The organism is Amycolatopsis orientalis (assembly GCF_000943515.2).
Lineage (GTDB): Bacteria > Actinomycetota > Actinomycetes > Mycobacteriales > Pseudonocardiaceae > Amycolatopsis > Amycolatopsis orientalis.
Map to the genome: position 1 here is coordinate 9093105 of NZ_CP016174.1, position 26205 is coordinate 9119309.

30 protein-coding genes and 1 pseudogene are annotated in these 26205 nt (G+C 65.4%); 27 read left to right on the forward strand and 4 right to left on the reverse strand.

The genetic code is table 11. The features are described 5' to 3' along the window. Positions 1-27: 27 nt before the first annotated feature. On the reverse strand, positions 28-582 hold the full coding sequence (locus SD37_RS39910) for an NUDIX domain-containing protein (protein WP_052675118.1): 555 nt from the start codon (positions 580-582) through the stop codon (positions 28-30). Then, complete coding sequence (locus tag SD37_RS42380) at positions 579-1907, reverse strand: helix-turn-helix domain-containing protein (RefSeq protein ID WP_145926848.1); 1329 nt, start codon at positions 1905-1907, stop codon at positions 579-581. The genes SD37_RS39910 and SD37_RS42380 overlap by 4 nt, the downstream gene beginning before the upstream one ends. A 384-nt stretch (positions 1908-2291) precedes the next feature. On the opposite strand from SD37_RS42380, the gene SD37_RS39920 reads away from it, so the two are divergent. From SD37_RS39920 to SD37_RS39995, 17 genes are all read left to right on the forward strand, one after another. Beyond that, positions 2292-2534 (forward strand): hypothetical protein, encoded by a 243-nt coding sequence (locus SD37_RS39920; RefSeq protein ID WP_044855250.1) that lies wholly within the window; start codon positions 2292-2294, stop codon positions 2532-2534. A 1047-nt stretch (positions 2535-3581) separates the two neighbouring features. Beyond that, the gene (locus tag SD37_RS42395) at positions 3582-3794 is read left to right on the forward strand and encodes a hypothetical protein (protein ID WP_236725224.1); all 213 of its coding nucleotides are present in this window, start codon (positions 3582-3584) and stop codon (positions 3792-3794) included. 146 nt (positions 3795-3940) lie between these two features. Further along, a complete protein-coding gene (locus SD37_RS39925; RefSeq protein ID WP_044855251.1) occupies positions 3941-4423 on the forward strand; it encodes a hypothetical protein in 483 nt (160 codons plus the stop codon). Between the two features lie 2 nt (positions 4424-4425). After that, entirely contained in the window at positions 4426-5130 is a 705-nt protein-coding gene (gene queC / locus SD37_RS39930) for a 7-cyano-7-deazaguanine synthase QueC (RefSeq protein WP_044855350.1), read from the forward strand. A 214-nt stretch (positions 5131-5344) separates the two neighbouring features. After that, a complete protein-coding gene (locus SD37_RS39935; RefSeq protein ID WP_044855252.1) occupies positions 5345-6124 on the forward strand; it encodes a reverse transcriptase domain-containing protein in 780 nt (259 codons plus the stop codon). Between the two features lie 3 nt (positions 6125-6127). Beyond that, positions 6128-6685 (forward strand): formylglycine-generating enzyme family protein, encoded by a 558-nt coding sequence (locus tag SD37_RS39940; protein WP_044855253.1) that lies wholly within the window; start codon positions 6128-6130, stop codon positions 6683-6685. Further along, positions 6682-7170, forward strand: a complete 489-nt coding sequence (locus SD37_RS39945; RefSeq protein WP_044855254.1) for a DUF6884 domain-containing protein — start codon at positions 6682-6684, stop codon at positions 7168-7170. The genes SD37_RS39940 and SD37_RS39945 overlap by 4 nt, the downstream gene beginning before the upstream one ends. 122 nt (positions 7171-7292) lie before the next feature. Then, positions 7293-8201, forward strand: coding sequence for a glycosyltransferase family 2 protein (locus SD37_RS39950; RefSeq protein WP_236725225.1), 909 nt, complete (start codon positions 7293-7295; stop codon positions 8199-8201). Positions 8202-8230: 29 nt separating this feature from the next. Continuing rightward, positions 8231-9175, forward strand: a complete 945-nt coding sequence (locus SD37_RS39955; protein ID WP_236725226.1) for a radical SAM protein — start codon at positions 8231-8233, stop codon at positions 9173-9175. Positions 9176-9242: 67 nt separating this feature from the next. Further along, the gene (locus SD37_RS39960) at positions 9243-9782 is read left to right on the forward strand and encodes a helix-turn-helix domain-containing protein (RefSeq protein WP_044855257.1); all 540 of its coding nucleotides are present in this window, start codon (positions 9243-9245) and stop codon (positions 9780-9782) included. Between the two features lie 16 nt (positions 9783-9798). Continuing rightward, positions 9799-10362, forward strand: coding sequence for a phosphoribosyltransferase (locus SD37_RS39965; RefSeq protein ID WP_044855258.1), 564 nt, complete (start codon positions 9799-9801; stop codon positions 10360-10362). Further along, a complete protein-coding gene (locus SD37_RS39970; protein ID WP_044855259.1) occupies positions 10355-11479 on the forward strand; it encodes a glycosyltransferase family 4 protein in 1125 nt (374 codons plus the stop codon). Before SD37_RS39965 ends, SD37_RS39970 begins: the two co-directional genes overlap by 8 nt. Continuing rightward, positions 11479-12336 carry a 5'-3' exonuclease gene (locus tag SD37_RS39975; protein ID WP_174567894.1) on the forward strand — a complete coding sequence of 286 codons (858 nt, stop codon included), beginning with the start codon at positions 11479-11481 and terminating at the stop codon, positions 12334-12336. Before SD37_RS39970 ends, SD37_RS39975 begins: the two co-directional genes overlap by 1 nt. Further along, positions 12333-12965, forward strand: coding sequence for a PIG-L deacetylase family protein (locus tag SD37_RS39980; RefSeq protein ID WP_145926849.1), 633 nt, complete (start codon positions 12333-12335; stop codon positions 12963-12965). Before SD37_RS39975 ends, SD37_RS39980 begins: the two co-directional genes overlap by 4 nt. A gap of 321 nt (positions 12966-13286) precedes the next feature. Further along, the gene (locus tag SD37_RS39985) at positions 13287-13730 is read left to right on the forward strand and encodes a hypothetical protein (RefSeq protein WP_044855261.1); all 444 of its coding nucleotides are present in this window, start codon (positions 13287-13289) and stop codon (positions 13728-13730) included. After that, positions 13727-14605, forward strand: a complete 879-nt coding sequence (locus SD37_RS39990; RefSeq protein WP_044855262.1) for an AAA family ATPase — start codon at positions 13727-13729, stop codon at positions 14603-14605. The genes SD37_RS39985 and SD37_RS39990 overlap by 4 nt, the downstream gene beginning before the upstream one ends. Further along, positions 14602-15132, forward strand: coding sequence for a hypothetical protein (locus tag SD37_RS39995; RefSeq protein WP_044855263.1), 531 nt, complete (start codon positions 14602-14604; stop codon positions 15130-15132). The genes SD37_RS39990 and SD37_RS39995 overlap by 4 nt, the downstream gene beginning before the upstream one ends. Before the next feature lie 302 nt (positions 15133-15434). Here the strand turns inward: SD37_RS39995 and SD37_RS40000 are convergent, their stop codons facing one another. Both SD37_RS40000 and SD37_RS40005 read right to left on the reverse strand, forming a co-directional pair. Further along, positions 15435-15983, reverse strand: a complete 549-nt coding sequence (locus SD37_RS40000) for a flavoprotein (RefSeq protein WP_044855264.1) — start codon at positions 15981-15983, stop codon at positions 15435-15437. After that, entirely contained in the window at positions 15980-17287 is a 1308-nt protein-coding gene (locus SD37_RS40005; protein WP_236725229.1) for a helix-turn-helix domain-containing protein, read from the reverse strand. Before SD37_RS40005 ends, SD37_RS40000 begins: the two co-directional genes overlap by 4 nt. Before the next feature lie 506 nt (positions 17288-17793). Between SD37_RS40005 and SD37_RS40010 the strand changes: the two genes are divergently transcribed. From SD37_RS40010 to SD37_RS40045, 10 genes and pseudogenes are all read left to right on the forward strand, one after another. After that, positions 17794-18303 carry a 6-pyruvoyl trahydropterin synthase family protein gene (locus SD37_RS40010; RefSeq protein ID WP_044855353.1) on the forward strand — a complete coding sequence of 170 codons (510 nt, stop codon included), beginning with the start codon at positions 17794-17796 and terminating at the stop codon, positions 18301-18303. 11 nt (positions 18304-18314) lie between these two features. Further along, the gene (locus SD37_RS40015; RefSeq protein ID WP_236725230.1) at positions 18315-19022 is read left to right on the forward strand and encodes a 7-carboxy-7-deazaguanine synthase QueE; all 708 of its coding nucleotides are present in this window, start codon (positions 18315-18317) and stop codon (positions 19020-19022) included. An 87-nt stretch (positions 19023-19109) separates the two neighbouring features. Further along, positions 19110-20054 (forward strand): inositol monophosphatase family protein, encoded by a 945-nt coding sequence (locus tag SD37_RS40020; RefSeq protein WP_236725231.1) that lies wholly within the window; start codon positions 19110-19112, stop codon positions 20052-20054. Positions 20055-20198: 144 nt separating this feature from the next. Beyond that, positions 20199-21062 (forward strand): aminoglycoside phosphotransferase family protein, encoded by an 864-nt coding sequence (locus tag SD37_RS40025; RefSeq protein WP_044855266.1) that lies wholly within the window; start codon positions 20199-20201, stop codon positions 21060-21062. A gap of 695 nt (positions 21063-21757) precedes the next feature. Beyond that, the gene (locus tag SD37_RS42955) at positions 21758-22231 is read left to right on the forward strand and encodes a hypothetical protein (protein ID WP_145926850.1); all 474 of its coding nucleotides are present in this window, start codon (positions 21758-21760) and stop codon (positions 22229-22231) included. Positions 22232-22336: 105 nt separating this feature from the next. Continuing rightward, positions 22337-23251: a S1 family peptidase gene (locus SD37_RS40030; protein WP_236725232.1), complete on the forward strand. Its 915-nt coding sequence runs from the start codon at positions 22337-22339 to the stop codon at positions 23249-23251. A 286-nt stretch (positions 23252-23537) separates the two neighbouring features. Beyond that, positions 23538-23714, forward strand: a pseudogene (locus SD37_RS44360) (helix-turn-helix domain-containing protein); the annotation flags it as partial. Positions 23715-23810: 96 nt separating this feature from the next. Beyond that, the gene (locus SD37_RS40035) at positions 23811-24131 is read left to right on the forward strand and encodes a hypothetical protein (protein WP_145926851.1); all 321 of its coding nucleotides are present in this window, start codon (positions 23811-23813) and stop codon (positions 24129-24131) included. A 121-nt stretch (positions 24132-24252) separates the two neighbouring features. Beyond that, positions 24253-25197 (forward strand): hypothetical protein, encoded by a 945-nt coding sequence (locus SD37_RS40040; RefSeq protein WP_145926852.1) that lies wholly within the window; start codon positions 24253-24255, stop codon positions 25195-25197. Between the two features lie 200 nt (positions 25198-25397). Next, entirely contained in the window at positions 25398-26177 is a 780-nt protein-coding gene (locus SD37_RS40045; protein WP_044855269.1) for an NYN domain-containing protein, read from the forward strand. The last annotated feature ends 28 nt before the right edge of the window (positions 26178-26205 follow it).

Here is a 26205-nt window from a genome sequence, read left to right on the forward strand (position 1 = left end):
CTGTTCGATCTTATTGCAGCTGCACACCTACGGGGTTCGACCGAACTCGGCATAATACGTCGAACCATCAAGAAGTGCCCGATGCGCCAGGCTAACTCGCCGAGCCATTGATGGACGAAGGTGTTGTTTGGCCGCGTCGACGTGGAGGAACTCAAGGCGACTGACCTCGCTGGCCGCCGGCCGAATCGCCTCGATCTGTTCGACGCTGAGGACGCCACCGTCAAAGATGAGCTGGACACTGTCACGCCACACGCCATGAGTCGGCATCCAGTCAATGAGTAACAGCCGACCAATCTGCAAGTCGACCCCAAGTTCCTCCCGAACCTCGCGGTAGCAAGCGGCTAACGGCGATTCCTCATCCTCGGTCAAGCCGCCCGGTATGTCCAGAAACGGCTTGTAGGTCGGCGATATGAAGAGGATCCGACCCGAATCGTCGCGGACGAGCGCACCCGCTGCAACGTTCTTTCGCGGCAACCGCTCGGCGATTCCCACGTTGAACTCGGGCTCCGGGGCGCCCTCGTCTTTCAAGTCGTGCTGGAAGACGGTGCGATCACCGCAGTGGTTGGGCTGCTCATGCGTCAAGGTGCCTCACTTGGTAGGAGCGTGGCCACCGTCTCTGTCAACTCGCGTACAGGCCGCAGCTGCCGGTGCCCTTCAAGCTGGCCGAGCAGGTCGCGGACGATGTGATGCGAGCGCTTCGAGTTAGCGGCCGCAGCGGCTTCGGCCGCCATCGTGCCATAGTGAGCACATCGCTCTACATCCTGTTCGAGCAGGGCAGCCTTAGCGCGTTGCCCCGCCGCGAAGACCTCGCGACGCACCTGCCCCTGGGCCTTGTCCGACAGGACCTGCAGATACGGTTCCGCCGCCCGAACATCTCCTAGCTCGAGCCATGCCGAGCTGGCGAAGCTCGCAAACACCGCGTCATCCCAGTGCGCCATCCAGTAGGGCGTCTCATCTGCCGCACCGTGATGGTCGTACGACTTCTCACCTCGGCGTAGAGCTTCAGTGCTACCGCTGTGATCGCCAAGGGCTGCGGATGCAGTTGCTTCGAGCATGGCGGCTTCGGTCTTCACCGCCGCGACGGAGCCGGACGAAGCAGTCTCCTGTGCAGCCCGAGCAAGTGTCAACGCCTGGTCAGGTCGGTCGAGGTACAGCGCCTGGTGGCTCATGGTGGCAAAGACGAACGATCCGTACGCAGGGTTTCCCGCTTCTTTGGCTAGCCGGAGGGAGTGGATAAAATAATGCTGCGCGAGACGGTGAAGCTGAGAGTCATAAGCCATGTATCCGATAACCTCGGCCAACACTGCCGAAGCCTGGAATAGCTCGCGACGTACCGAATCAGATGCAGGACTCCGAAGTGCCGGCAACACACGATCCGTCAGATACTTCACAGCTAGCCCGCGACAGTAGTCGCCACCAAACTGGCGGTCGAGCCTATCAAGTGCGGTGGTCGTCGCTTTAATTTCGTCGATGTCGCGAATGCTTGCCGGGGCTCCGTCCGTCGGCACATCGAAAGCCGCCGCACCGAAGCGCCAAGCACGGACAGCTTGAGCGGGCAGCCGCCCCTCAAAGACACGCATACCGGGCTTTGTAGCCGCCCCGTTGTCAACATGAGCTACCGCTTCTAAGGTTCTCAACGCATCATCAAGCGACTGGGCATAGCGGGGCGATGTCGTCAGCGCTGATGACGGAACCGGCCGAGACGGCGAGAGCAAGATCTCCAATTCGGCCAGGCTCACTTTGAGTACCTGCGCGATGCGCGGCCGCCGATACGGCTGCGGGGTCAAGTCGCCCCGTTCCCAACGCCCGACGGTGGAAAACTCCACCCCGACTGCTCTTCCGAAGCTCTCTTGGGTGTAGCCCAACTGCTCGCGCCGGGCGGCAAGTGCATCTCGCCGGTCCCCCATGAAAATCACCTCACCAGTCGGTCACTGTCACGATAGCCAGCTATACGTCAAGTCTGATCACCCACTCGATAACCTGTACCCGTTCGGACTACGGCCCGCATAAAGGTGTTTTCGCAGGTCGGAGCTAGTGTCGCCACATAGTCGCCTCATAGACGCCTCGTTGCCGCTCTGGCTGTCACTTGATCACTGAGCGTTCACTAGCTTCCCTGCAATCCGGAAGAGCGCGCGCCGCGGGGTGGACGCGCGACATCTACCCACGCAGGCGTCGCGCTTGGCAGCTCAAAAGCGCGACCACCCACAAGGCCTGCGTCTGACGACCCGGAATCGGTCGCAGGCGTGCGTAAAGCACCGGCGTTCACCCCGCCTGTATGGAGGATGCGTTCCATGCCCCACCCACACGATGCCGTCACTACGGCTCAGCTTCACACCGTCAGCGGCGTCGACTATGCCGACGTGTTCACCGCCGCTGCCGTGTGGCTCGCCGCGCCGACCCAAACCAACGTGGCGATATGGAGCCTTGAGCTCGACCAGCAAGGTCGGCTGTATATCGAGTCCGACGAACGTCTCTATCTCGAAATCTATTATCAGCGCTTTGACAAACCGCGCCTCCTGCAGGGCGCACATTGATCTGACGACAAACGCGCCAGCGCTGGTTTCCGTCCACGCCAAGCAAAGCAGTGTGCCGAAATTTGGGCAGGTCAGCGTAGGCAACGATCTATGAACGCCCCATCACCGCCGCATAGCCGCTCTGGACCGGGACCTGCCACAACAGTTTAACTAATCAACGCCTACGGACCGCTGCTATACCGGTCACGTATGGTCTGACTCCACGAGACGTTATGTACGTTTTGACAACCTGCGCGGAAGACAACCCGACGCAACAAATCAAATAGGGACTCGCTGACTATTGGAGTAATTATGCTCTTCCAGCGATTCGTGGCGCCACGCGCGTCACGATACCCAAAGACTCAGCTCGCTGTGCCGTGTTTGTTCGTGCAGCCGGTGTGTCGACGGGAATGGAGTAGGGACACCGCGCGAGGTGGTGCCGCATGACGAACACCGGACCCTGGTCCATCGCGTGCCGTGACGTGACCGGCCGTGGACGGACGCTGTGTGTTGCCGTGTGCGACTCGGAAGTCGTGGTCGTGGCTCCCCCAGAAGAGAGCGCGGTCCACGACTACGGGGCCACCGCGCAGTTCCGCTCTGCCGTCATGAATCCCACTGAGGTGGCGGCCACACCCGCGCCAGCCATATCTGGCGCCGTCACGACGACGGACACGACGAGCACGGCGGAGCAGAACCTTGGCTGTCTTCCCCCAACCGCCGAGGGGCGCCCTGCTCTGTCGCCATGTCGCGGCGAGACCACGACCCCGATATCTGGTCCCGCCGCGATCCCCACCGCGAGGGGTGAGGGCGCATGATCCCCTTGAGCATCACGGTGTGCGCCACACTGACATTTATCTGTTGCCTGCTGCGGATGGCGTGGCGGCGACGGCAGCAAGCCGAGTCCGCCTATGCAGGTTCACACCGCCGCGCGCCGCGCCAGCCTCCCGACCGAGTCCTGCGGTACGCGATCGCGACCGCCGGGACCCACGGCCTCGGTTTGATCAGGAAGGCCGAAGGCCCATGAGGCGGCCATGTCATACCGTGCCCGCGGCGGCCTTGCTTCGTCGGTTGGGATGGCACCACCGCAGCGTCGGTTGCCGCGATGGCGACGGCCAACGGTCCGCATTGCACCTGCGGCGGCGTACTTCTGCGGACGTCGAGATCGAGCTGCCCGGTGGGCGGCTCGCCCGGCTGACCAACGTCGAGGCCGGGCAGCTCCGTGCGGCATTGCGCGACGTCCTGCTCGCCGATCAGCCATCGCACCGAGCGGGGGCGGTTTAGCCAGACCTTGCGGATCTTGCTGGCTATCTCGTCGTGCTCTCGGCGGAGCGCGCCCGCGCCACCGACTGCGGCCGGGCGGAAGCGGTTCTACGACGTCTTCCGTCCGGCCGCCACCAGCATCCAATTCTTTCGAGGAGGACCGACTCATGACCGCCGTCATCGACGCCCCATCCGCCCAGGTCGGGCAGCAACCCGGCCAAAGCATGCGGGACTACCGTGACGTGTTCGCGTGGCCAACGACTATCAACAACATCACCGGCCACGTCTACCTTCAGCTCGGCACCACCGTCGACGCGCTCGTCATGCGCGCCGGGTCGGGCGCGGAAGTCAACAACTTCCTTGCGCGGCACATGTTGCGCGTTCCCATCATCGTGGTTCCCGGCGATCCCAGCGACTGGATCTTCCTCACTCAGCCGCGCACGACCATGCGTATGTCGTCGTGGGATGACCTGGTGCGCACCCAGATCGGCTGGAAACCGCTCGGCGAGAGCATCCTGCTTCCCTCTTTGGACAACGTGAGCGAAGGCGTCCGGTGGCTTGAACGGCCGCAACCGCACATGACCCTTCCGCCGTGGACCACTGTGGCCGACGCTGCCCGCTCGACATCCCTACCGCGCGGGGCGTGGTGATCATGCCGATCGGCTCCTCCACACACCGGCACCCGCGGCACGCCATCGTGATCGCCTCCGGCGGACTGGACTCCACCGTGCTGGCGTACTGGTTGGCCGCGCGAGGTGCGAGGCTGACGCTGTTGTCCTTCGACTACGGTCAGCGGCACCGGGTCGAACTGGAGTACGCGGCTCAGATCGCGCGGTTACTCGACTGTCCACATGAGGTCGTCGACCTGGCGATGCTTGGCCGGCTGCTGGCCGGTTCTGCCCTGACCGACGCCGACGTACCGGTGCCAGACGGGCACTACACCGACGAGTCGATGCGGGCGACGATCGTCCCGAACCGCAACGCGATCATGCTCGACATCGCGGTCTCGCTAGCCCTTGTTCGCAACTCCGACGCGGTGGCGTTCGGCGCTCACGCGGGTGACCACGCCGTCTACCCGGACTGCCGACCGGAGTTCGTCGAGCGCTTCACACGGTCGACTCGCATCGCCAACGAAGGACTTCTGAACGACGATTTCGAGATCCTCGCCCCGTTTATCACCCAACGCAAGGCCGACATCGTCCGTATCGGCACGGCGTTCAGCGTGCCGTTCGAGAAAACGTGGTCGTGCTACCGGGGCAGGACGACGCACTGCGGAACCTGCGGGACCTGCACCGAACGCAAGGAAGCGTTCCAGCAGAACGACATCCCTGACCCCACAAAGTACGGCAGCGTGTGAGGAGGTGACGGCGATGGCGGACACGGAGTTCGGATCACCGGCAGGGCCTGGGCGGGGCCGTCGTTCCCAGCGCCACAGCTCGCGAGTGTCGGGTAGCGAGCTGGTTCAGCGTGGCCAGGGGATCGTTCCTGCCGCCCAAGCACCCAAGACGGTAGCGCACCGGAAGGCACCCGCACCAGCGTCCTCGGCCGCCGGTCCGCAGTCGCACTCACTGATGCCGCTGCTGGCCGAGCCGCGTCTACGCCGCGCGTTGCGCCAGTGCGGCCGGCGAGCCTCCGCACCTGGTACCGATGGCATGACCTGGGGGCGGCTTCGCAGCGAGGCCCACGTGATGCTGCCGCAACTGGCCCTCGAGCTCGCAGAGGGCAGGTGGCGGCCCGGACCGGTCCGGGAGATGCAGCTGCCCACCTATACCGGCAAACAGATACACACGTTCATCCCCACCGTGCGGGACCGTCTGGTGCACCGCGCGCTGCGTAACGCGCTTGAGCCGGTGCTGGAAGCGACGGCTTTCCGCGACTGGGTCTCGGGATTCCGCCCGCGCCGAAATCGCATCACCTCGTTGCGGCAGGCCGCCGTCCATCATCAGGCTGGCTTCCGGTGGATCGCCGATCTCGACGTCGCGTCGGTGTCCGAGGGCGCGACAATCGACGAGGTCATCGACTGGCATGCCGAGCACATTCACGACGGCACTTTCCTGAGTCTTCTGCGTACGGCACTCGTCGCGATGCCGAGTCCGCTCGCGGCGGGCTCAGGTCTGGCGCCCCTGCTGATCAACCTTCGATTGTCTCAAGTGGACAAGCACCTCACACAGCTTCGAGTCGTCCGTTTCGCCGACAACTATGCCGCCTTCTCCCCCAGCCGTGAGGAAGCACACGCGGCCTTCTACACCATCAGCGACGCGCTCTTGAGCTTTCGACTTCGCCCCAACGAGCGCAAGAGCCGCATACGGAACGACGCCAACGTCGAAGACCTGTTCCTGATCGGCGGTTGAGGCATGCACCTGGAATGGATCAAGATCGACGGCGGAACCTGCGCGTACGGGGACACCGGGCGTCCGGTCAGAATCCCGACCTTGTTGTGGACGCGCACCCCGCTCACCCACGGACACCTATCGAGCGAACAGTCCGGTATCGGGTTGCGGTACCCCGTCACCGAGATCAGTCACGCCGAGGCGACCCAGATCGCCGGTCGTTTCGGCGGCCGGTTGCCGCGCTCAGCGGAATGGGAATGGATGGCCGCCGGACCCGGACGCCGCCGCTGGCCATGGGGCACCACGCCCTGGCAGCCAGCGTTCGCGAACCTGCGTGACTCCCTGCACGACACGGTCACCCCGGTCGACACGCATCCCGCCGGAGCCACCCCCGAAGGCATGCTCGATGTCGCGGGCAACGTGTGGGAGTGGACTGCCAGCACCACGATGAACGACGGATTCCTCATCCGCGGTGGTTCCTACGCCTCGCCATCGTTGTACGCGCAGTGCACGTTTCTCAACGCCGCCCCCGCTAAATTGCGCTCGCGTGGCATCGGCATGCGGGTGGTGCGCGAGCTATGACTCTCCAGCCACCCACTACTCGCGCCCTCGCACCCAGCCAAGGGCTGATCATCCTCAACTGTTCACGGAGGAAGCTCGTCACCGCCGCGCCGGTCGAGGCTCTCGACCTCTACCAGGGCGGATGCATCCCGAGCGCGCAAGAACATTTCGCCGCCGATCCCACGCGCCGAGCTCGGATCCGGATCCTGTCCGGCGCCCACGGCCTGCTGCGACCTGAGACGCCGATCAGCACCTACGACCACCGGCTTACGACGCGGGCAGAGGCCGCGCGCCTGCACGAGCGGACGGTCGCCGCGCAACTTGACGCCGAACTCGCCGATGCACCGTCGCTGCGGCACGTGCTGATCCTGGTCGAGCCTCTGTACCTGCACGCTCTCCAACGCGTGTTCGACCATCCCGCCCGATTCGGGCAGATCACGATCATCCCGGATCCGAGGGCATGGCACGACGCACTGCCCCTCCTCCGAGACTGGGGGTGGGCGTGACCACGCTGCACGAGGAATTAATGCACCGCAACAACTTGCACACCAGCAGTACCCGAAGCTGGGAAGCGGTATCAGGAGTCGGCTGGCACGCGCCTACGCCCTCATGTCTTCCACTAGCCGCCGTGCGCACCCTCTCGGTCGTCATCCCGGCCCACAATGTCGGCTACTGCCTTTCGGCCGTGCTCGACGCTTTGGAAGGCCAGCACCACCGGTACAAGTTCGAGGTCATCGTCGTCGACGACGCCAGCACCGACGTCACCGCCGCTGTCGCCGTCCAGCACCCGATCGTCACCACCGTCCTGCGGATCCCTGAACGTGCGGGCGCGGCCACCGCGCGCAACCTCGGTACCGCGCTCGCCCGCGGGCAAACCGTCCTCTATCTCGACGGTGACATGGTTCTGCCCCCGCACGTGATCACCGACATCGCCGCCCGCGCAACGGACACCACGGTGCTCGTCGGGTTCCGCCACAACCTTCCCTACGACCTGCACCAGGGCGGGCGCGGAGTGCTGGCCGGCCACCCGGACCTCGCGGCCGACCACCGAGTCGTCTGGCGGCCACCGGTCGGCCGACCGCTGCTCTACACCGGCATCACCCTGGACAAGCGCTTCGACGGCCGTCCGTTGGACCACACCCGAGACTTCCTTGACCTCGGCTACGGCCGACGTTATGTCGACTGGGACCTACCCCGCATGGTCGTCACCGCCCTGGTCGCCGTTCCTCGCAGCGCCGTCCTCGACGTCGGGGGGTTCGATCCCGAGTTCGGACGAATCGGCTGGGGCATGGAAGACACCTATCTCGGCGCGTGCCTGATCGCGGCCGGACTGCTGATCATCCCGCTCAGGCAAGCCGTCGGGTTCCACCTCGATCCCCCGGACTCCGACCAGCAATGGCGACACAAACTCGCCAGCTGGCCCGACACCCTCGCCCGCTACTGGGACCTCATGCGGCGCCCCACCCCCACCGGCAACTCCCAAGGATTCCTGGCCGAAATGACCGAGTTGCTGCGCTCCTGCGAGGTACTGCGATGACACCGTCAACCCCAACGATGACAACCACGATGCGTACCTTCGCGGCGCGAAAACACTGCGATGAGAGCGTGATCCATGATCCGCTCACCGGCCTGACCCATCGCGCCGGAATCGCGCTCGGCTCCGGGCGCGTCCGGTTGTCCAGCTCGGACGTCGCATCCTGGCCTGAAATCCACCCGGCGGCCGTGCAAACGGACGTCCCGATCAGCGTGTGCTGGTCACCCCTTGTGCGCTGCAACCTCGCCTGTCCGTACTGCCTGGACGACAAGGCCGTCCTCGAACTGGACCGGGCCGAGCGCTACCGCATCGCGAACCTGATCGCCGAGTCCCAGGTCCTGGGCGTGGACATCTCCGGCGGCGAACCACTGCTGCTGCGCGACCTACCCGAATTGATCGACGTGCTCGTCGCGGGCGGCTGCGCAGTCAGCGTGACGACCAACGGAACGCACCTGGCCCGCCGTGCAGAAGCCCTCGCCACCCGTGTGGACGCCGTACGGATAAGCCTGGACGGCCCGGACGCCAGGCGTCACGACCAGTGGCGCGGCGCAGGCAGTTTCGACCACGCCATCGCTGGAATCCGCGCGGCAATCGCCCAGGGCATCCCCACGCAAATTCAGGCCGTGCTTCTACGCTCCACAGACCAAGGCAGCATCCGAGCGACGGTCGACCTGGCCGCCACCCTGGGAGTGAGCGGGGTGACCTTCCTGCAGATGCTCCCCATCGGGGAAGGCGCCGCCCTAGCCGATGCCGAGCAGCTGTCCGATAACGAGGCCCTCGCTCTCCTCGCCGAACTGAGCACCACCGCAGCCGTACCCGTACGCCTGCGTACTCGCGACGCAGCCGGAGGCTTCACAGTGATCCGCGCCGACGGCCACCTCTGGCGCAACCAGCCCGACGCCCACGCCATCAGCTCCCTCCACCCCCTGCGCACGGCCAGCGATCTCGCGCTGACCGCACGCGACGGCTCAGCGTGATCGCTCCGCGGACGGCATCGAAATCGCCCAAGGTCACAGGCACGCGCCGCATTTCGGAGGACAGGCAATGAACACACCGACGAGCGAGCAGCTCGACCAGTTCGCGCGCGCCCTGGGCGAGACCCTGCGGTCCGCGCGGAGAGAACGCGGCTGGACCCGCAAGCAGATGCGCGCCGCGATGTGCACCAGCGACGATGACCTCTCCTTGCAAACACTCGCCAGCTATGAACTCGGCACGCGCCGGATATCCGTCGAGCGGTTGATCGAAGTGTGCGCCGTGTTGAAAAAGCAACCAGACGAACTACTTCGCCGCGCGACCACACTCGCGTTCAGCGGCCACTACGGCACTCACATCACGGTCGACCTCCTTGGCCTCGCGCAGACCACCGATCCCAGGCTGCGGCCTCTCCGACGCTGGGCGCAGGTCCGTACCCAGCAGTCCTCTGCAGAACGCGTCCTGGTCGAAGAGCTCGACGCTACCGCGTTGTCCGCGATGGCCGACATCGCCGGAACCACCGTGTACGACCTCGTGCAAGCCCTGCGTGAACTCCGTATCCCCCACAACCCGAACACCCAACTCGCTGACGCGATATCCCCTGCTCTGTAAGGAATAGACCCCGCGAATGGCCACAGCACAGCGCGACTTCGACCACCACCGGATCTGGCGCGTGACACCGGAGGCTCTCCATGACGCCGCCACGCTCCTCGCGGACGCGATCCTGCGTGATCACTCGTCGATCGAGCGGGTCATCGGCATCGCCAACGGCGGTATCGCACCCGCCCACCTCATCGCCTCCACACTTCGGCTGAACGCCCGCATCGTCCACGCCCGCCACAACACCAGCGACGACGCGTACCAGCAAGCCACCGGTGAGGTGACCCTCGATCTCACGCCGCTGACTCACACTCTCAACGGGCAACAGCTCCAGGGCCGCGTGCTGATAGTGGACGACATCTGTGGCAGCGGTGCGACCCTCCGCCGCGTCCACGACGACCTCGCCCCCTTACTCGGTTCGGATGCCCAGATCCTGACCGCGGTCTTGTGCCTCAACACCGGCGCGTCCACTCGGCCGGACTACTCGATCTGGACCGTCTCCGACTGGGTCGTCTTCCCCTGGGAAAAACCACCCGCCAACCACGACACCACACCGCTCCCGCAGCCGAGGAAGGTCTCCCGCCATGCCTAGCGCGCCACCGCTGACCGTCGCGTTTGTCCTGGCGTCCTACACCGCGAACGCGCCGGCCGGAATCGAACGCGCCACCGCCGCCCTCGCACACGGCCTGCGCCATCTCGGCCACCGCAGCCTCATCCTGACCGCCGCCCCGATCGACACCCCGGACGACACCGTGATGCGAGTGGGCTCAGTGGGCGTCACCTTCCCCTGCGACGACGACGAGCTGCGCAACGCGATCAGCACCCACGGGCAGGACGCACTGCTCGCCGCCGAACTGTGCGAGGTGTACCGCGAGCACCGGGTCGACGTCGCCGTCTACACCGACGGCTTATGGGGTCTCGGCAGAGTCGCACCGATCAGCCGGGCCCGCACGGTCCTGGCCATGCACGTCGTCGGGCATGACCAGGACCTCGAGCCCGCCCTGGCCCGTGCAGACCTGGTCATCGCACCGTCTCAAACGGTGCTAGACCAGGCACACGGTCGCGGCTACGACACCGGCGGTTGGCAAGTCGTACCCAATGCCCTGCTGCATGCCCCGGCACCACCACCCGACTCGCGACGCGAGGCTCTGCGACGGCACGGCCCGATCCGGATCCTGGCCCGGCTCGGGCCGGAGAAGAACGTCCGAGCCTTGCTGGACGCCGGACGGCTGGTCGGCCGCACGGTCGAGGTGATCGTCGGCGAGGCCGGGTTCGAGGCCACCGCCGGCGGCGGCCAGGCTGCCGAACTGGACCAGTGCCGCTACTCGGCGGCCCACCTCACGCTCGGTACCGTCCACGGCGGTGGCCTCGACTGGGACCGGGTGCCATCCTGGCTCGCGCAGGCCGCGGTGGTGATCGTGCCCTCGCTACGGGAGACCTTCGGGCTGGTAGCGCTGGAGGCCATGGGTGTCGGGACCCCGGTCGTCGCCTTCGACGTGGGTAACCTGCCCGCCCTGGTCGGCACCGGAAACGACGCGGGCGGAGTGATCGTCCCCCGTTCGTGGGGTGAGCACGGCCTCTGGCGCGCCGCCGAACAGCTACTCGCAGATCCAGTACGCTACGCGAACCTATCCAGGGCTGCGTACTACCGCTCGCGGGACTATCTGCCCACCACAGTCGCCGAGACATTCGTAAAGGCGGTGCGGTGATGCCTGCTGGCGTCCCTTTGCTCCTAGTAGACGGTCACAACTTGCTCTGGCGCGCGGCGTTCGGGTTCCCCGCCGCGATCCTCTCCCGCGACAAAACCCGCGATCTCACGGCCGAATTCGGGTTCTTCGCCCTGCTCCGTGTCGCGATCCGGGAGGAGATGCCGGAACCACCGGAGGTCCTCGTCGTGTTCGACGGCGAGCACGGCGCCGCCGACCGCAAGGACAGCGACTCCGACTACAAGGCCAACCGCGTCATCGACGAGGCCGCCCTCAAACCCCTGCGCGCGATCCCGCACGTCCAGCAGGCCCTAACCGGCTACGGCATCCACTGGATCGAGATCGACACCGCCGAAGCCGACGACGTCATCGCCACCCTCGTCGCCACCACCCGCGAACGCGAACCCGGCCGCCGGGTCTGGATCATGTCCGGCGACCGCGACTTCTACCAACTCGTCAACGAGCACGTCCGCACCCTCAACACCGTCATGAAACGCGGCCGACGGCACATCGGCCCCGCCGAAGTCACCGAACGCTACAACGTCACCCCCGCACAGTGGCCCGACTTCTGCGCTCTCAAAGGCGACCCTGCGGACAACATCCCTGGAGTGAAAGGGATCGGCCCAGGCACAGCGGCCACGCTCCTGGCAGACGGACTACACCTCGACCAGCTTCCGGACTCCGGACGACTCACTGGCGCTAGGAACGCCAAGGTCGCCGAGACCTGGGAACAAGTACTCGCCTGGCGCGAGCTCATCCGCATGCGCACCGACCTCACACTCCCACACCACCCGACCGGCCTTCCCGCGCGAGAACTGCCCAGGCCCGCCGACGTCATCGAGAAACTCGGACTCTGGTGAACCTCGTGCCATTCACCGCGCCAGCGTCCGTACTGACCGTGATGGCCCACCCCGACGACGCTGAACTCTGGGCCGGCGGAACCCTCGCACGCTGCTCCGCCTCCGGGGCCGCCGTCACCATCGCCGTCCCGCGCCACGCCGAACCAGGACGGGACACCGAAGCCGCGGCAGGCGCGGCGATCTTGGGAGCCACGCTGTACCAGTACGACGAGCCCACCGTGGCGTCACTGCACGAACTACTGCTCACCGTCCGGCCCGAGGTCGTCATCACCCACCCCCTTCGCGACGTCCACCCCGACCATCGCGCGGTCGCCGAAACCCTCGTCGCGGCCCTGCCCGACGTCGTCATCGCCACTGGGCATCCGCACCGGGTCTACACCGCGGACTCTTACAACAGCCTCACCCTCGACGGTCCCATTCCCGCGCACACGATCATCGACATCACCGATACCTACGAACAAAAGCAGCGGGCCCTCGCGGCGCACGCCTCCCAACCGATCACCGACCACTTCGGGCCGATGGCCGAGACACTCGCACGTCTATGGGGAGGCCGCATCGGCGTGAACCATGCGGAGAACTTCGTGCCCCTGCCCGTACTCGGACGCCTCCCAGCCGCGCTCACTATATGATCAGATGATGTGTCGCGCGTTTAACCGCTTTGTTCGTGAGATTCTGACCGGCATTGATCGCCTGACGTGATCAATGCCGGTCAGTTTCGACCGCGTTATGGCGCTCCCTGCAATAAAGTGCAACGGCTCCACGCCGCACCTTAAAGTAGTTCGTCCTCCGCTCGGCCTAGGCAAGCCGTCTATACCGCTTGCCCTTTTGGGACCATACCGCTGCCATTCTTACGGCGGTGGAGGTGTCCGCTGTAACAGATCGACGAAATCGACCGACCTTCACACCAGTCTCCACGGGTCCGTTCGGGGAGCGCCATGGAAAGGGACAGTGTGCTGACCGAACTCGCGATTGCGGCCGTGCAGGGCGTCTCGACCGTCCTCGCCGACCGCTTCCTGAACCGAGGCGAGACCTCGGCGTCGATCCGCTCGGTGGTCGGCGATGTGGCGGAAATCAAGGAGTTACAGGCCCAGGACAGATCCACGCTTGTCGAGCTGAAGCACCTATTGGCGCAAGTTCTCGAGAGGACCGACGGGCTCGAAGTCCGCAGCCGCAAGATTCGCTTCGTGCCGTCACAGAGCACGCCAGACGTGCACGCGGCGCTGCTGAACCTCGACTTGGAGATCAGCAGGCTCGGAGCCCAGGCGCACGCTCCCGTCGAGGAGGAGACCCCCGTAGGGGAGGCGCGTGCTCGCGTGGACGACGCGGCCAGCATCTTCTACCAGCTGGACGAGGAGATCGCAGACCTGCGCAGGGACGGGGAGGCCGGGCGGTGACGGTGGTAGCAGAGAGGTTCGCTGCGGTCGTCCGCGAACACGTGGTGCTGAGCCTGGTGAATCTGCCTGTACATCCAGTGGTCATGGGCATTTTCGGGCCACCGGGCGAGGGGAAGACTTTCCAGCTACGCGCAGTCCTCGACAGCCTCTCGGTGCGGACGGTCTCGATCAGCGCGGCGGACTTTGAGAGCGAGCGGGCCGGAGTGCCAGGCAAAGACTTGCTCGCCGCATACGTCGGCGCCGCCCGCGACATTCATGCCAAGCGGCCGACTTGCGTCGTGATCGACGATATCGACACCACCGTTGGTGAGTGGGAGAACAACACCGGCACAGTGAATCATCAGCAAGTACTGGCGCAGCTGATGCATCTGGCCGATCGGCCGTGCGACATCGAACGTATCGGACGGGTCGACCGCGTGCCGATCTTCATCACCGGCAACGATTTCGGCAAGCTGTACCCCCCGTTGCGGCGGCCGGGGCGTATGGCGGCGCTGCACTGGTCGCCTACGGGGGACGAGCGCAGATTGGTGGTCACTGAGATCCTAAGCGGGCTCGTCGAGCCGAACGTCGTCGAGAATTTGCTGGTCAGCTACCCGCGGCACCCGGTCTCATTCTTCGGCGAGCTGCGCTCGTCGCTGATCCGGTTCGGTGCCGCGTCAATCATTCGGCGGTTGGCTGACGACCTCATCCTGATCTCCGGGGAAGCCGACCGCTACCGCAGGCACCTAGAGGTGGCGATTCGGCATCACCTCGACCCTATCGCCGTCGAACAAGCCGCAGCGGCGCTGCACGAGCAGCACCAGGCCGCCAATCGCGCATATCTCACCCCTGCCTATCTCGTCTCCGCCCCCGCTGCAAGTCAGGTGATCGAATGAGGACCTACGCCTACGCCGCGACCCGAACCCGAACTGAGGCTGTCGTTGACCAGTTCGACATCTTCTTGCAGTATGCCGGGCTCCCTGAAGCCAGTCGGGAAAAGGTTCTCGGAATGGTGGAGCGGCGATGGATCGAGAAGGTGGGCGTCTACCTCCTCGAAGCGGGCGGGAAGCGGGTGCTTGAAGTCGCCGTGAACATTGACTGGCCAAGCCACGACGACCTCGTCGCCATCAGCCCGATCATTGGCACAGACTTACCCGGATGGGAGTCCGGCGCTGCCCCGGAGATCCGCACCCTTGGGCGCCGGTTCGGGACCAAAGCTCGCGAGTACGGGCAGACGCCGCGGCACTGGGTACAATTCACCACCGAGATCCGTAGCGACGCGGAACTACACCGCAGGCGCTGCGCGGATGGGGGGTACCAGTATCGCAGTGGGTTGCCAGACTGGCGCAATCCGCCCGTCCGCCGAGACGACATGCGACTACTGGACCTTGAAGAGATCTGCATCTCGATTGCCGAAGCGTGACAGCACGCACTGGTCATTGGCAGCGGATCTGACGGTGATGGTCGCCTGCTGACCGATCTTCTCGACCGAATGCCGGTACCGGCTGCCCCGATACCGAGTGCAATCGGTTGCCACGGAGAAAGCGGTCGCAACAGACGAACAAACCCAATCCGACGCATCACAACGGTGGAAAACGTGTCGTTTCCGCACGCAGGCGCGAATGGTTTCACGACGATGGATTTCTCTCCAGTCCACGATGGGCAATCGATCAACGTTGTTGCACGACAAAAATGCGACGTCCCAGGTCGCTAGGAGATACCTAGTCACCTATCCGCATCGGATTTGACCGCGCTACAAAGGGCGGAGATGAGGTACGACCAGTCGAAGGTGGCCAGGCCGTCCTCGGCGCGGGTGGTGATCGTGTCCGGGTCGAGCAGCTTCACACCGGCCTTCGTTAGTCGGGCGACGCTGTCCGCGTACGCGGGGTGCCGACGAAGGGCGGGTTTTACACACGGAGCGGCGACGATGGGGACTTCGGCGCCGAGCATCTCGTTGAGCACACCCAGCGCGAACGTATCGCTGATACCCGCTGCCCACTTGTTCATCGAGTTGAAGGTCAATGGCGCGACCAGAAGGGCCTCGGCTCGCGGTAGTGACTTTTCCCGCTGGTGGGGTGGCCGCGGTTGTACCCGCGTCACGCATCCCGTGGCTGCTGCCAGATCGTCGAGGTCGATCCACGAGGCTGCTGTCGGTGTCGCGATCACATACACAGCCCAGCCGTCGGCGGACAGCTGGGGAATGAGTTCCTCGAGCCTCAGCACCGGCGGTGCTGCGGAGGTCACCAAGTAGAGACACCGTCGGGCAGGGGTCACACCGCGACCCCTGCTCGCAGTGCAAGACCACGTAGAGCTGGCACCTGCAGGCGGCGCTCACGAGCCAGCAGATCCGCGATCAACGATCGTGCGTTTGGGTTGGTGCGGACCAGTTCGGGAGCGACACGCTCGGTCTCTAGCAAGTGGATCACTGCCTCTGGGTCCTCTGCGAGCTGCGTGTGCGCCCACGCGCTATCCAGGTGAAACTGAGCCTGGCGGCCGTTCAAACCGGTCGGTAGTGCGGTGATGTCCAGTTGCTCTGCGGTCGCGAGCGCGCGACGGGGGTCGTGCAGAGTGACCGCCACTGACGTGCGATGGATCAGCACGTTCGACGGACCGAACGCGGTCCACCCGATGTTGCCGTCCACGCCGAGCCACTGCGCGAGTTCATCAGCGTGGTCGAGCCGTTCGCTCGCTTCGACATCGTCGACGCGGCGCGCGGCGATGATTGAGCTAATCAGGGTCAACGCGCCCCGCCAGGTCACATTCTGCGGGTCCTGACCTCGAAGGGCGGTGGCGGCGGAGACCGCTATCTCTTCAGCGTCCTTGATCTGCTCGGAATCCTTCATTCCGCTCGTGCGCAAGAGAGCGCAAGTTCGTTGATACGCCGCCGCGGCGAGACCGAAGGTGTCCTCAGCCTTCTCTGCCGCTACGCGCGCCAGCTCAGCTGCGGCTAAGCCCGTCTCACCGTCGCCCCTTTTCGTAGCCAGCTTGGCGGTCAGGATCGCCACGCTGCACTGGAGGCCGAGGGCTTCCCGCCGTCTCCGCGCCGGCCCGTTGGCTACCAGAGCGTCGGCAGCCTCACTGACCGACGGCAATCGCTGGGCGACATCGGCATAACGAGCGGCCTGATATTTCCGATGGAGATCGGCAACTTGTGCCGACACCCTCGTGTGGTCCATCCGATGACGCAGCGGCTCCTCGGTACCGGCGCCTGGCACATGGTCGACGGGAATCCCGCCGGTGATCAAGGCCGCGTCCGCTATGACCTCGCGCCGTGTCGCCGAGGATCGCCTGGTGACAAGTTCCGTCCCTGCCGGGTTGAGGAGGACATCCAGTTCGCTGAGAGATACCTGAAGCAATTTCGCTATGCGCGGACGCCTCCAGGGCTGCGGCGTCAATGTTCCGCGCTCCCAGCGCCCGACCGTCGAGAGCTCCACCTTGAGCTGCCGGGCGAAGGTTTCCTGGGTGAAGCCAAGGGCCTCGCGCCGAGCCGCAAAGGCCGTTCGCTGGATACCCATCATCGTCACCTTGTCTCGTCGGTCACCTGCAACGATAACCGGCTGCGGGTCAAGACCGATCACCTGCTCGACAAGCTACATCCATTCGGACCACCACCTTCGAGAAGCATCCGAGCAGGTCAGATCGGCGACACCGCATCACCGCGGCGTATACGCACCGGCTCCACCGCACTGGATGTCGTGGTGGGAAGCGCAGCGGCCGACTGTTCCACTACTACAGCTGACCGATTTCACCCACCAGACCACCTTTCACGCCCGACCCGGTGAACCCCCTGCCAGAAACCGGCCCAACGGCGTCATGCCCATTCCCTGGCCAGGGCGGACGACGCCTCATACACGCCTTATTGACGACTTAATCACGCTCTGGATCACGCTGATCGCCTGGCGTTGACTGAACCCCGTGTGCGGCGGAAGGCATTCTCTGCCCCTCGGCCTTCCGCCGCAGACCACACCCACTTCCCGGTGGCGAGACGCACGCGGCCCACGTCCACGGTGAAAGGATTTTGGCACCCACGATGTACGACACGGAGAGAGTCGGTCAGACCACCGCTCGCCCGGCGAACCCCACGATGGCCGATTCCGCGCCGACAAGTCACCAGATCTGCATCGAGCACACCTTCGAAACCGCACATCGGCTACCGCACTTGAAAGGTAAGTGCACCAGCCTGCATGGGCATTCCTGGCGGGTCGCGGTGTCCGTCTCCGCTCCCGCCTTGAGTACCGACGGCACCATCGTGGAGTTCGGCTTCCTCAAAGCCGGAGTCCGGCAGTGGATCGACACCCATCTTGATCACGGAACCATGCTCGGCGTCCGGGACCCGCTCGCCGTGCACCTCTACACCGCAAGTTCCAAAGTCTTCCGCTTCGGCGCAAATACCTGTGAGACGGTCGACGACGCGGAACTGCTGGCTACCGACTTGCCTTGGCCGACCGTCGAAGCGGTCGCGGTATTGCTGCGACGCGTGAGCCAGTCCGTGCTCATCGCGCTGCCTTGCGCTCCCGAAGCCCGTGTCGGCCGGGTGTTCGTTCGTGAAACGCACCTCAACACCGCGACCTACGGCCCGGCGGACACGCCGTGAAACTTCCCGCTGTGTCCGATGTAGACCGCGATCTCGTGGTCAACGAAACATTCGGTCCAACCTTTCAAGGGGAGGGGCCAAGCACGGGTCGTTACGCGCACTTCATCCGCCTGTTCGGCTGCCACCTGTCATGCGCCTGGTGCGATACCCCGCAAACCCATGACGCCATCCGCTACGACCTCGCCGCCGAGCAGCGGACTCTCTCGATCGAGGACATGCTGTCCTGGCTCGCCGCCGATCCTGCCGACCTTCTGGTGATCACGGGCGGCGAACCGCTGCTGCAGGCGCGCGCCATCGAACGGCTGCTGCGCGCGATCCGGGAGCGTTCGCTCGCCACCGATATCGAGATCGAGACCTCCGGCACCATCGCGCCTACAGACTTGCTCACCTCGGCGGTGACACGGTTCAACGTCTCGCCGAAGCTCGCCCATTCCGGGCTGCGTCGCCGCCAACGCATCCGTCCCGCGGTGCTGCGCGACCTCGCCGGCACCGGGAAGGCCGTGTGGAAGTTCGTCGTCCAGCAGGTCGACGACTTGGACGAAGTCCAGGAGCTGGTCGGCACCTACGGCCTACATCCGGTCTGGATCATGCCGGAGGGCACGGACAGATCCACCGTCCTGGCGCGGATGCGGCTGCTGGCCGATCCGGTGCTGGCGCGCCGGTGGCACCTATCGACCCGCCTTCACACTCTGTTGTGGGAGAACGATCGTGGCCGCTGATACCACCGCGTCCGGGCTCAGTGAACCGGACTTCGCGTACGCCACCGCGCGGCACTCCTGGCCTTCGCCCGACGATAGGTGGGTCAGGTGAGCCGATCCAGCGGCCCGCCTGTCGGTGCCCAGCGCCCTGACCGTACTTCCGCACTCGCCGCGGCCCACGCCGCGATGGATATCGCGGTGGAACATGTCCTTCGCCATCCGCCGCACCAGATCCGCTACAAGGGCGACCGTGACCCTGTGTCCGAGGTCGATGACACCGTCGAGCAGCTGGTACGTCAGTGCTTGACCAGCGGAGGCGGTACTGACCTCGGTTTTCTCGGCGAGGAGACCGGCGCGATCGGGAGCCGTGACACCTACTGGGTTCTCGATCCCATCGACGGCACGATCAACCACCAGCACGGCAACCCGCTCTGCGCGATCGCGCTCGGCCTCGTCCACCACGAGCAGCCGGTACTCGGCGTCACCGCCTTACCGTTCCTCGGGCATCGGTACTCGGCAACCGAAGGCCATGGGGCATTCCGGGACGACGAACCGATCACGGCCTCGAGCGTCGACCGGCTCGACAAAGCCCTGATCGGGTTCAGTGACTATGGCAGTGGCGATGCCACGGGGTTGCGTGATGTCCTGTGCGCATCCCTGGACCGTGCCATTACCGCACGCGCACAGGGACTTCGCCGGTTTGGTTCCTCCGCGCTCGACTTGGTATGGGCGGCCGACGGAACCCTTGACGCCTGCGTCCTGCTCGGCAACCGCACGTGGGACACCGCAGCCGGCGCCGTCATCGCCCGCGAAGCCGGAGCCCTCATTCTCGACTCCGACACCAGCCCACATTCCGTGCGTTCACGTTGCGCCATCGCCACCACCCCCGGACTACGCGATGAGCTAATGCCCCTATTGCGGCCCCTGTGTGGCACCCGGTTCTGGCCCGGCCGCGACCAGACCGACCGCGGCAGCCTCGCGTACGCGCAGCCGGACGGCAGTAGCTCCAGCTCCGTGGGCGACGCGCCAAGTTCCAGCCCTCCCAACACGTAGAGACGTCCCCCGCAGAACACAAATCGGGGCGATGGTCTTCCAACCCATTGTCGAGAACACCGAGGTAATCCTTTGTTACAAGCCACGTCATTACCCACTGCGCTACTCGCAGAGTTGCGTATCTTCCGACGACACAGTCCGAGCATGCTGGATGACGACCTCCCAGGCCTTCGACTTCGCCGCTTGGCCAGAGGCCGCCAGAACCGGACCTTCGCCTGGGACGGCCCCGACGGTGAGATCTGCCTCAAGCTGTACTCATCCGGCAACCATGAGCGCGCCATCCGCGAGTATCAAGCTCTGCTGCATCTCGCTGAATCAGGAATCACGGCCGCACCACAGCCGCTGTGGCATGACCCCAACCCGGAACTTCCGGCGGTCGCCACGACGATGCTGCCCGGTCAGGCGGTTCCCGAACTCGACGACCCGGCCAGCGCGCTGCGCTCCATGGTCGGTGTTCTCGCAGAATTGAGCAGGGTCCCGGTGGGGCTGTTCGCGGACACCCCACGAGTCGGTGCCGCGAAGGACATCGTGCATCGGCTCATGGGAACGTGGTCCGGTCAACTCGACGATCACGCCGCCGATCGGCATACCTACGACATGCGCCTGCTCCTGGACACATGGAGTGAATGCGGTGCCGCCGCGACACTCCTTGACCCGGCACCAAGGGCCTTCTCCCGAGGCGACTCCAACTTGTCGAACTGGCTCTGGGACGGAACCAGAGTCCGAGTAGCCAACTGGGAGTTCGCCGGCTACAGCGAAGCCGCCTACGACGCCGCAGACATCATCGAGCATCCCAGTTCCCGCGCCATCGACGACGCCCGATGGATCTCCCTGTTGCCTGACCTGCGCGTCAATGACGTGGACAGCCGCCGACGGTTTCTCGCCGCCCAGCGCACCGTCGCACTCCGCTGGCTCAGCGTGCTGTGGCAGCGCCGCTTCGCCCTAGCCGACAAGTTCGAGGCCCAGCACACACGGGTCCGGGAACTTCTGAACCACGACTTCATATGAGGAAGAACGTTGCCTCAAGGCCCTTGTCTCGTATTGGAAGCCCACGTGGGCAACGCGCGAACCGCGGTGTACCGCCGAGCACTTGGCCCTGACGCCTCGAACACCACGTACCCGACAAGCGGACGAGGGCCAGATGACCCGTAGCGGACGAACCCGAGATGAATCCGACCCTGCCCGTTGGCCTCGGGGCTGTCCTGCTGTTAGCCGGCGGTGTACTCGCCGTTCGAGCCCGCGCTCGCCGGCGACGTCGGCGTTGGCGAGCCCGCCCGGACTCGGTAGCGAGTATCCCCGCCCGTGTCACCAGCGAGCGCAGGCAATCCAGTCCGGCCTGGCCCGAGTACGACCGCGACCTCCGAAGGACCCCCGCGAATCGCGACCAGCCGACGCTGCGGCTGCCCCGCATTCGTGCGACGCAAGCGCGACGAAGACCACCTCCGCGGTCCCGACCGTACACACGCGGCATTGCTGAACCTGGCGCGCAGATTGATGCGGATACCACTACCTCCGATTCAGGCTCGCACGCATAGCGGTAGGCGACGAGACCCGCGGACCTGCTGCCCTTGGGCCCGGCGCCGGGCTTCCCCGGGAGAAAGGACCTTAACGACATGTTTCAGCTCCGTGCCGCTGCCCGCACTCGCAGACGACGCATCGTCGCAAGCGGCCCACAGGAACAACCGGAGCCCGACGATGGCACTGTGGATCCGTTGCTTGCCTTCTCCTGTCGGCGCGGCTGGACGACCCTCGATCGCGGCTCAGACACCAACGCCAACCTCTACTACTCCGCGAGTTTCCAAGGCGCGCTTAACGCCGGCAGCCGCCGCCTCACCCCACTGGATGCCAATCTGATCGAGCTCGAATGCGCGCTCGCCCGCGATGGCTCGCACTGGATCGCCAGCTTTTACTCGTGTGGCACGGTGATCGGCTGCGACCGGCATCGCAGTACGCAGGTCGTGATCGGTGTGCACAGCGGCGTCTTTCCCGCCGTGATTGGCCAACTGGAGCACCAGGCACGCGTCATCGATCCGGAGGATATCGCCACCTGTGTGATCTTCGGTTCGTGCGGCAACGACAGCAATCCCGACGCCCCGTGCCGACCAGCCCCGCTGGAATCGGCCACGCCTTCCACGTTGCGTTTATCTCCGCGCGCAGCAAGGCCGCCGACTAAATGAGCCCTCCGCCAACACATGTCACTCACCCCGGACGCGGACCTCCCCGTAGAAACACTCCTTTGTAGACAGTTCAACCCACTTTTCTAAGACGGGAAAGACAACCTCGTGAACAGAAAGACCTTGTCGGTCGCAGCAGCCGTAGCGGTGGGCATCGCCGTCGCGCTGACCGCCCCCGCGACGACGGCCGTCGCCGACACGCCCCCGCCGCCGGTCACACCGATGCTCATCGGAGGCCACCCGGCTGCGACCGCGCCGCCGGGGATCACCTCGCTGCAGTACGACGCACCCGAGCACGGCGAGCAGTACGTCGACTACCACACCTGCGGCGGTGCCCTGGTGTTCCGTGGCTGGGTGTTCACCGCCGCGCACTGCGTCATCGACCCGCCTGACGGTCCGCCGGCGGCCAGGTCGTCGATGATCGGGCGGTTCAACGCTGACGCCGCACCGATCCCGACCGCGGACAAGAAGTTCCACGTCCGTGTCGGCAGCCTCGACAGGCTCGCGGGCGGCGAGACCTCGACCGTGACCAAGATCGTGGTCCATCCCGGCTGGAAATGGGGCGACGGCGCGCCGAAGACCAAGGTCTACGACGCCGCGATGCTCAAGCTCGACCACCTGCTGCAGCAGTCGACCGTGCCACTCGCCCGCGACGCCGCCCGACGCGGTGACAAGGTCTCCGTGTACGGCTGGGGCGTGACCGAGCCCGACAGCACCCGCTCCGGTCTGCCGAGGCATCTGCAGCAGCTCGACACCCGCGTCACCTCGCCGTCGCGTTGTGCCGCCGCTTTCCTGTCCGGTGACGAGATCTGCGCGGACAACCCGTCCGGGACCGACGGCGGCTGTTACGGCGACTCCGGGGCAGCCGCCCTGGCCACCATCAACGGAGTTCCCCAGCTCGTCGGGACTTCCAGCCGTTCGGCCGATCCCCAGTTCTGCGGCGTCCAGCCGGACGTCTTCACCAGTTCCCCGGAGCTGCGGGACTGGATCTACCACGTCGCCCGCACTGGCAACGCCACCTAGCTCCTGACCTGGGGTGCCGCACCGTCCACCCGGGGTGCGGCACCCCAGTCCCCGGCCGCGACATTCACCTTCCCGGGACATCAACGCCCATGAACGACACCACGAGAACCTCACCGTCCGCCGCCCGACGGTGGCCCACGCCGGACTTCCTCCACACCGAGCCACTCAGCTCGACCCTGCGGTTCATCCAGCGTCGCAGAGCATCGGGCCCTGAGGCTGTCCCGGTCAGCCAACACAGCTCCTGTCTCCACGCCGCCGCCCGCGTCCCTGCCGCCCGGGGTCGGTAGTGGGCAGCCGAATAGCCAGCGCTGCCGCCACACGACGATCGCGCACGCGCGTCTCCCCGCCTGGACTGACCGTCCGATACCAGACCGGCGCCTCCCTGCGAGACCTCGCGAGCAGCTATGGCCTGTCCGCTCGGACCGTGCGTGCCCTCTTGGTCGCCGACGGAGTCCAGATCCGTCCCCCTGGCCGCAGAAGCCATGAACAACCCTCATCTGGCGCCGCAATCGCCGCGAACCGCCATCCAGCACGAGCCGGAACGCCCCGGCTGGCGACCGTGCACCCGCTGCACCCACCGCCTACCAGGCCACCTGAATCCGTCCTCGATGCGGCACCGACGACCTGGCCACCGCTCGACCTCGACCTGCTACCCGTACCGAACGGCATGCCACCGATTGCCGAAGCCGTACCGGGCCAGCCGTGCGCCGGCCTCACCACACCGCATCTCGTGCACAAAATCGATGCCAAGCCGCTACCGACCTGGTCCGGTGAATACACCGCCGTCATCACCCGATGCGTGCGCGTCGGCCTGGTCGACGCACCCATCCCGCCCCACGCTCAGCTCTGCCTCGAATGCCATCAAACTGACCAGACCTGACTTGTCGGCGCCCCGTCCACGTCCGCGGACGGGGCGACACTCCACACGACGCCAAGCTGCCACTTCCTGCGGGAACGCAACTCGTTCAAGTATCTGAACCGACTATCCCCAGAGAGTTCTCATGTCGAAACCTCTGCCCTACGGTCCAGCCGATGACGAAGCCGCCCTGGGCTACGTCCGCGAAGCGTTAAGCCGTTCCCAACGAGGTAATTGGGAAGCTCTACTGGCCGACGATCGCGTCCTACAGACCTATCGCGTGCTCAAGAGCCTCGATGCCAGGGCAGCCGAGAGGTCCGTCCGTGAACGCGACGCGATCAAGCTCGCTGAACACCAGCGTGACGCCGGGCTGATCACCCATGCCGAGTATGCCGACCACTATCGTCAGTTCACGACCTGGCGTAAACGAGCGAGCCGGTTCAACACCGTCTTGCACCAATACCTTGACCTGACCGCCGACCGCGTCCGCCGGGTCCACCACGACAGTGTCGCGGAATCGCTGCGGTCCACGCTGCTGGCTCTGGCGGTCGCGGTCGACGACCACCGCCAAGCACACGCCGGAGAGGAGTCCCTCGCCGACACAGCTCTCTGGGCTCGCCTGCGGCTACTCCCCTGGCCCACTGCCGACGACGCCGGTCACCGGCTCGTAGACGCGGTGGCCGCCGAACGAAGCCGCCGAACAGCCGCGCGGCACCACGAGAACAGCTCCATCCAGTACCAAGGCTCACACGTCACCGGCGAGAACGTCGACGTCGCCGACCTGCTTCTCGAAATCACTGACAACGCCGAACCGACCTGCGACCGCAGCCAGCTTGTCGAACTGTGGAAACAACGAACCCCGGACCTACTAGAATCAGACGCCGCGAAGGTCGCAGCGAGCACGAAGAAGGGCTCCTATGCTACTTATAGACTCCGCAGATCACTTACTTTCCTGGAATCACATGGAATGATCGAGCGGAATGCAGAAGGCGACACCGCCAAAGTCACGGTGATCAACCGGAACGCCCTGCTCTCACTGCGCCGACAGTGGGACGTAGCGCGATTCGCACTCGGCGACGCCGAGCTGTGAAGCGAGTTCGTTCGATGCCTGGCCCGCCGCCGAATGACTTTCGGGCACCCCGGCGGCCGGATTCTAGAGAAACGACTGTCCGCCGTGGACGTCCCCGAGCGCGGCTCGAGACCGGGGACGATAGCGGCGTGCACCGCAGGGGATGTTCGACCGGTATCGGACGACGAGGGCCTAACAACTACCACGGGAGTGATTGATCCATGGCCGGCGACAACACGGTTAGGCTCGCGGTACTGATCGACGCGGACAATGCGCGGCCGTCGATCACTGAAGGATTACTGGCCGAGATCGCCAAGTACGGCACCGCGCACGTCAAACGCGCCTACGGCGACTGGACCGGCACCAGCCTCAAAGGCTGGAAGGACCAGCTTCTGGCTCAGTCGATCCAGCCCATCCAGCAATTCGCCTACACCACCGGTAAGAACGCCACCGACGCTGCGATGGTCATCGACGCGATGGACCTGCTCTACTCCGGGCGCTTCGACGGATTCTGCATCGTCTCCAGCGACAGCGACTTCACCAGACTCGCCGCACGACTTCGCGAATCCGGCCTCACCGTCTACGGGTTCGGCGAGCGCAAGACCCCGCAGCCCTTCGTGGCGGCCTGCGACAAGTTCATCTACACCGAAAACCTCACTCATCCCCAGCACGCCGCCGTGCCGGTGGAAACGGACCCAAAACCGAAGACTGCAACAGGTGCCGCGCAGCTGAAGGCCGACACAGCACTGGTGAACCAACTACGTAACGCGGTCGAGGCAGCCTCCGACGACGACGGCTGGGCCGCACTCGCCGCCGTGGGCAGCATCATCACCAAACAACGCCCCGACTTCGACCCACGCAACTACGGCTACGCCAAGCTCAGCGGCCTGATCGCCGCCACCACCCTCTTCGAGCAAGACCGTCGCACCCCCGGTGACGGCAAACCCGCGGTCATCTACATCCGAGACAAACGACGCCGCCCCACCGACCAGGACCGGTAGCGAGAACATGCTCGCACCCCGCTGTGCC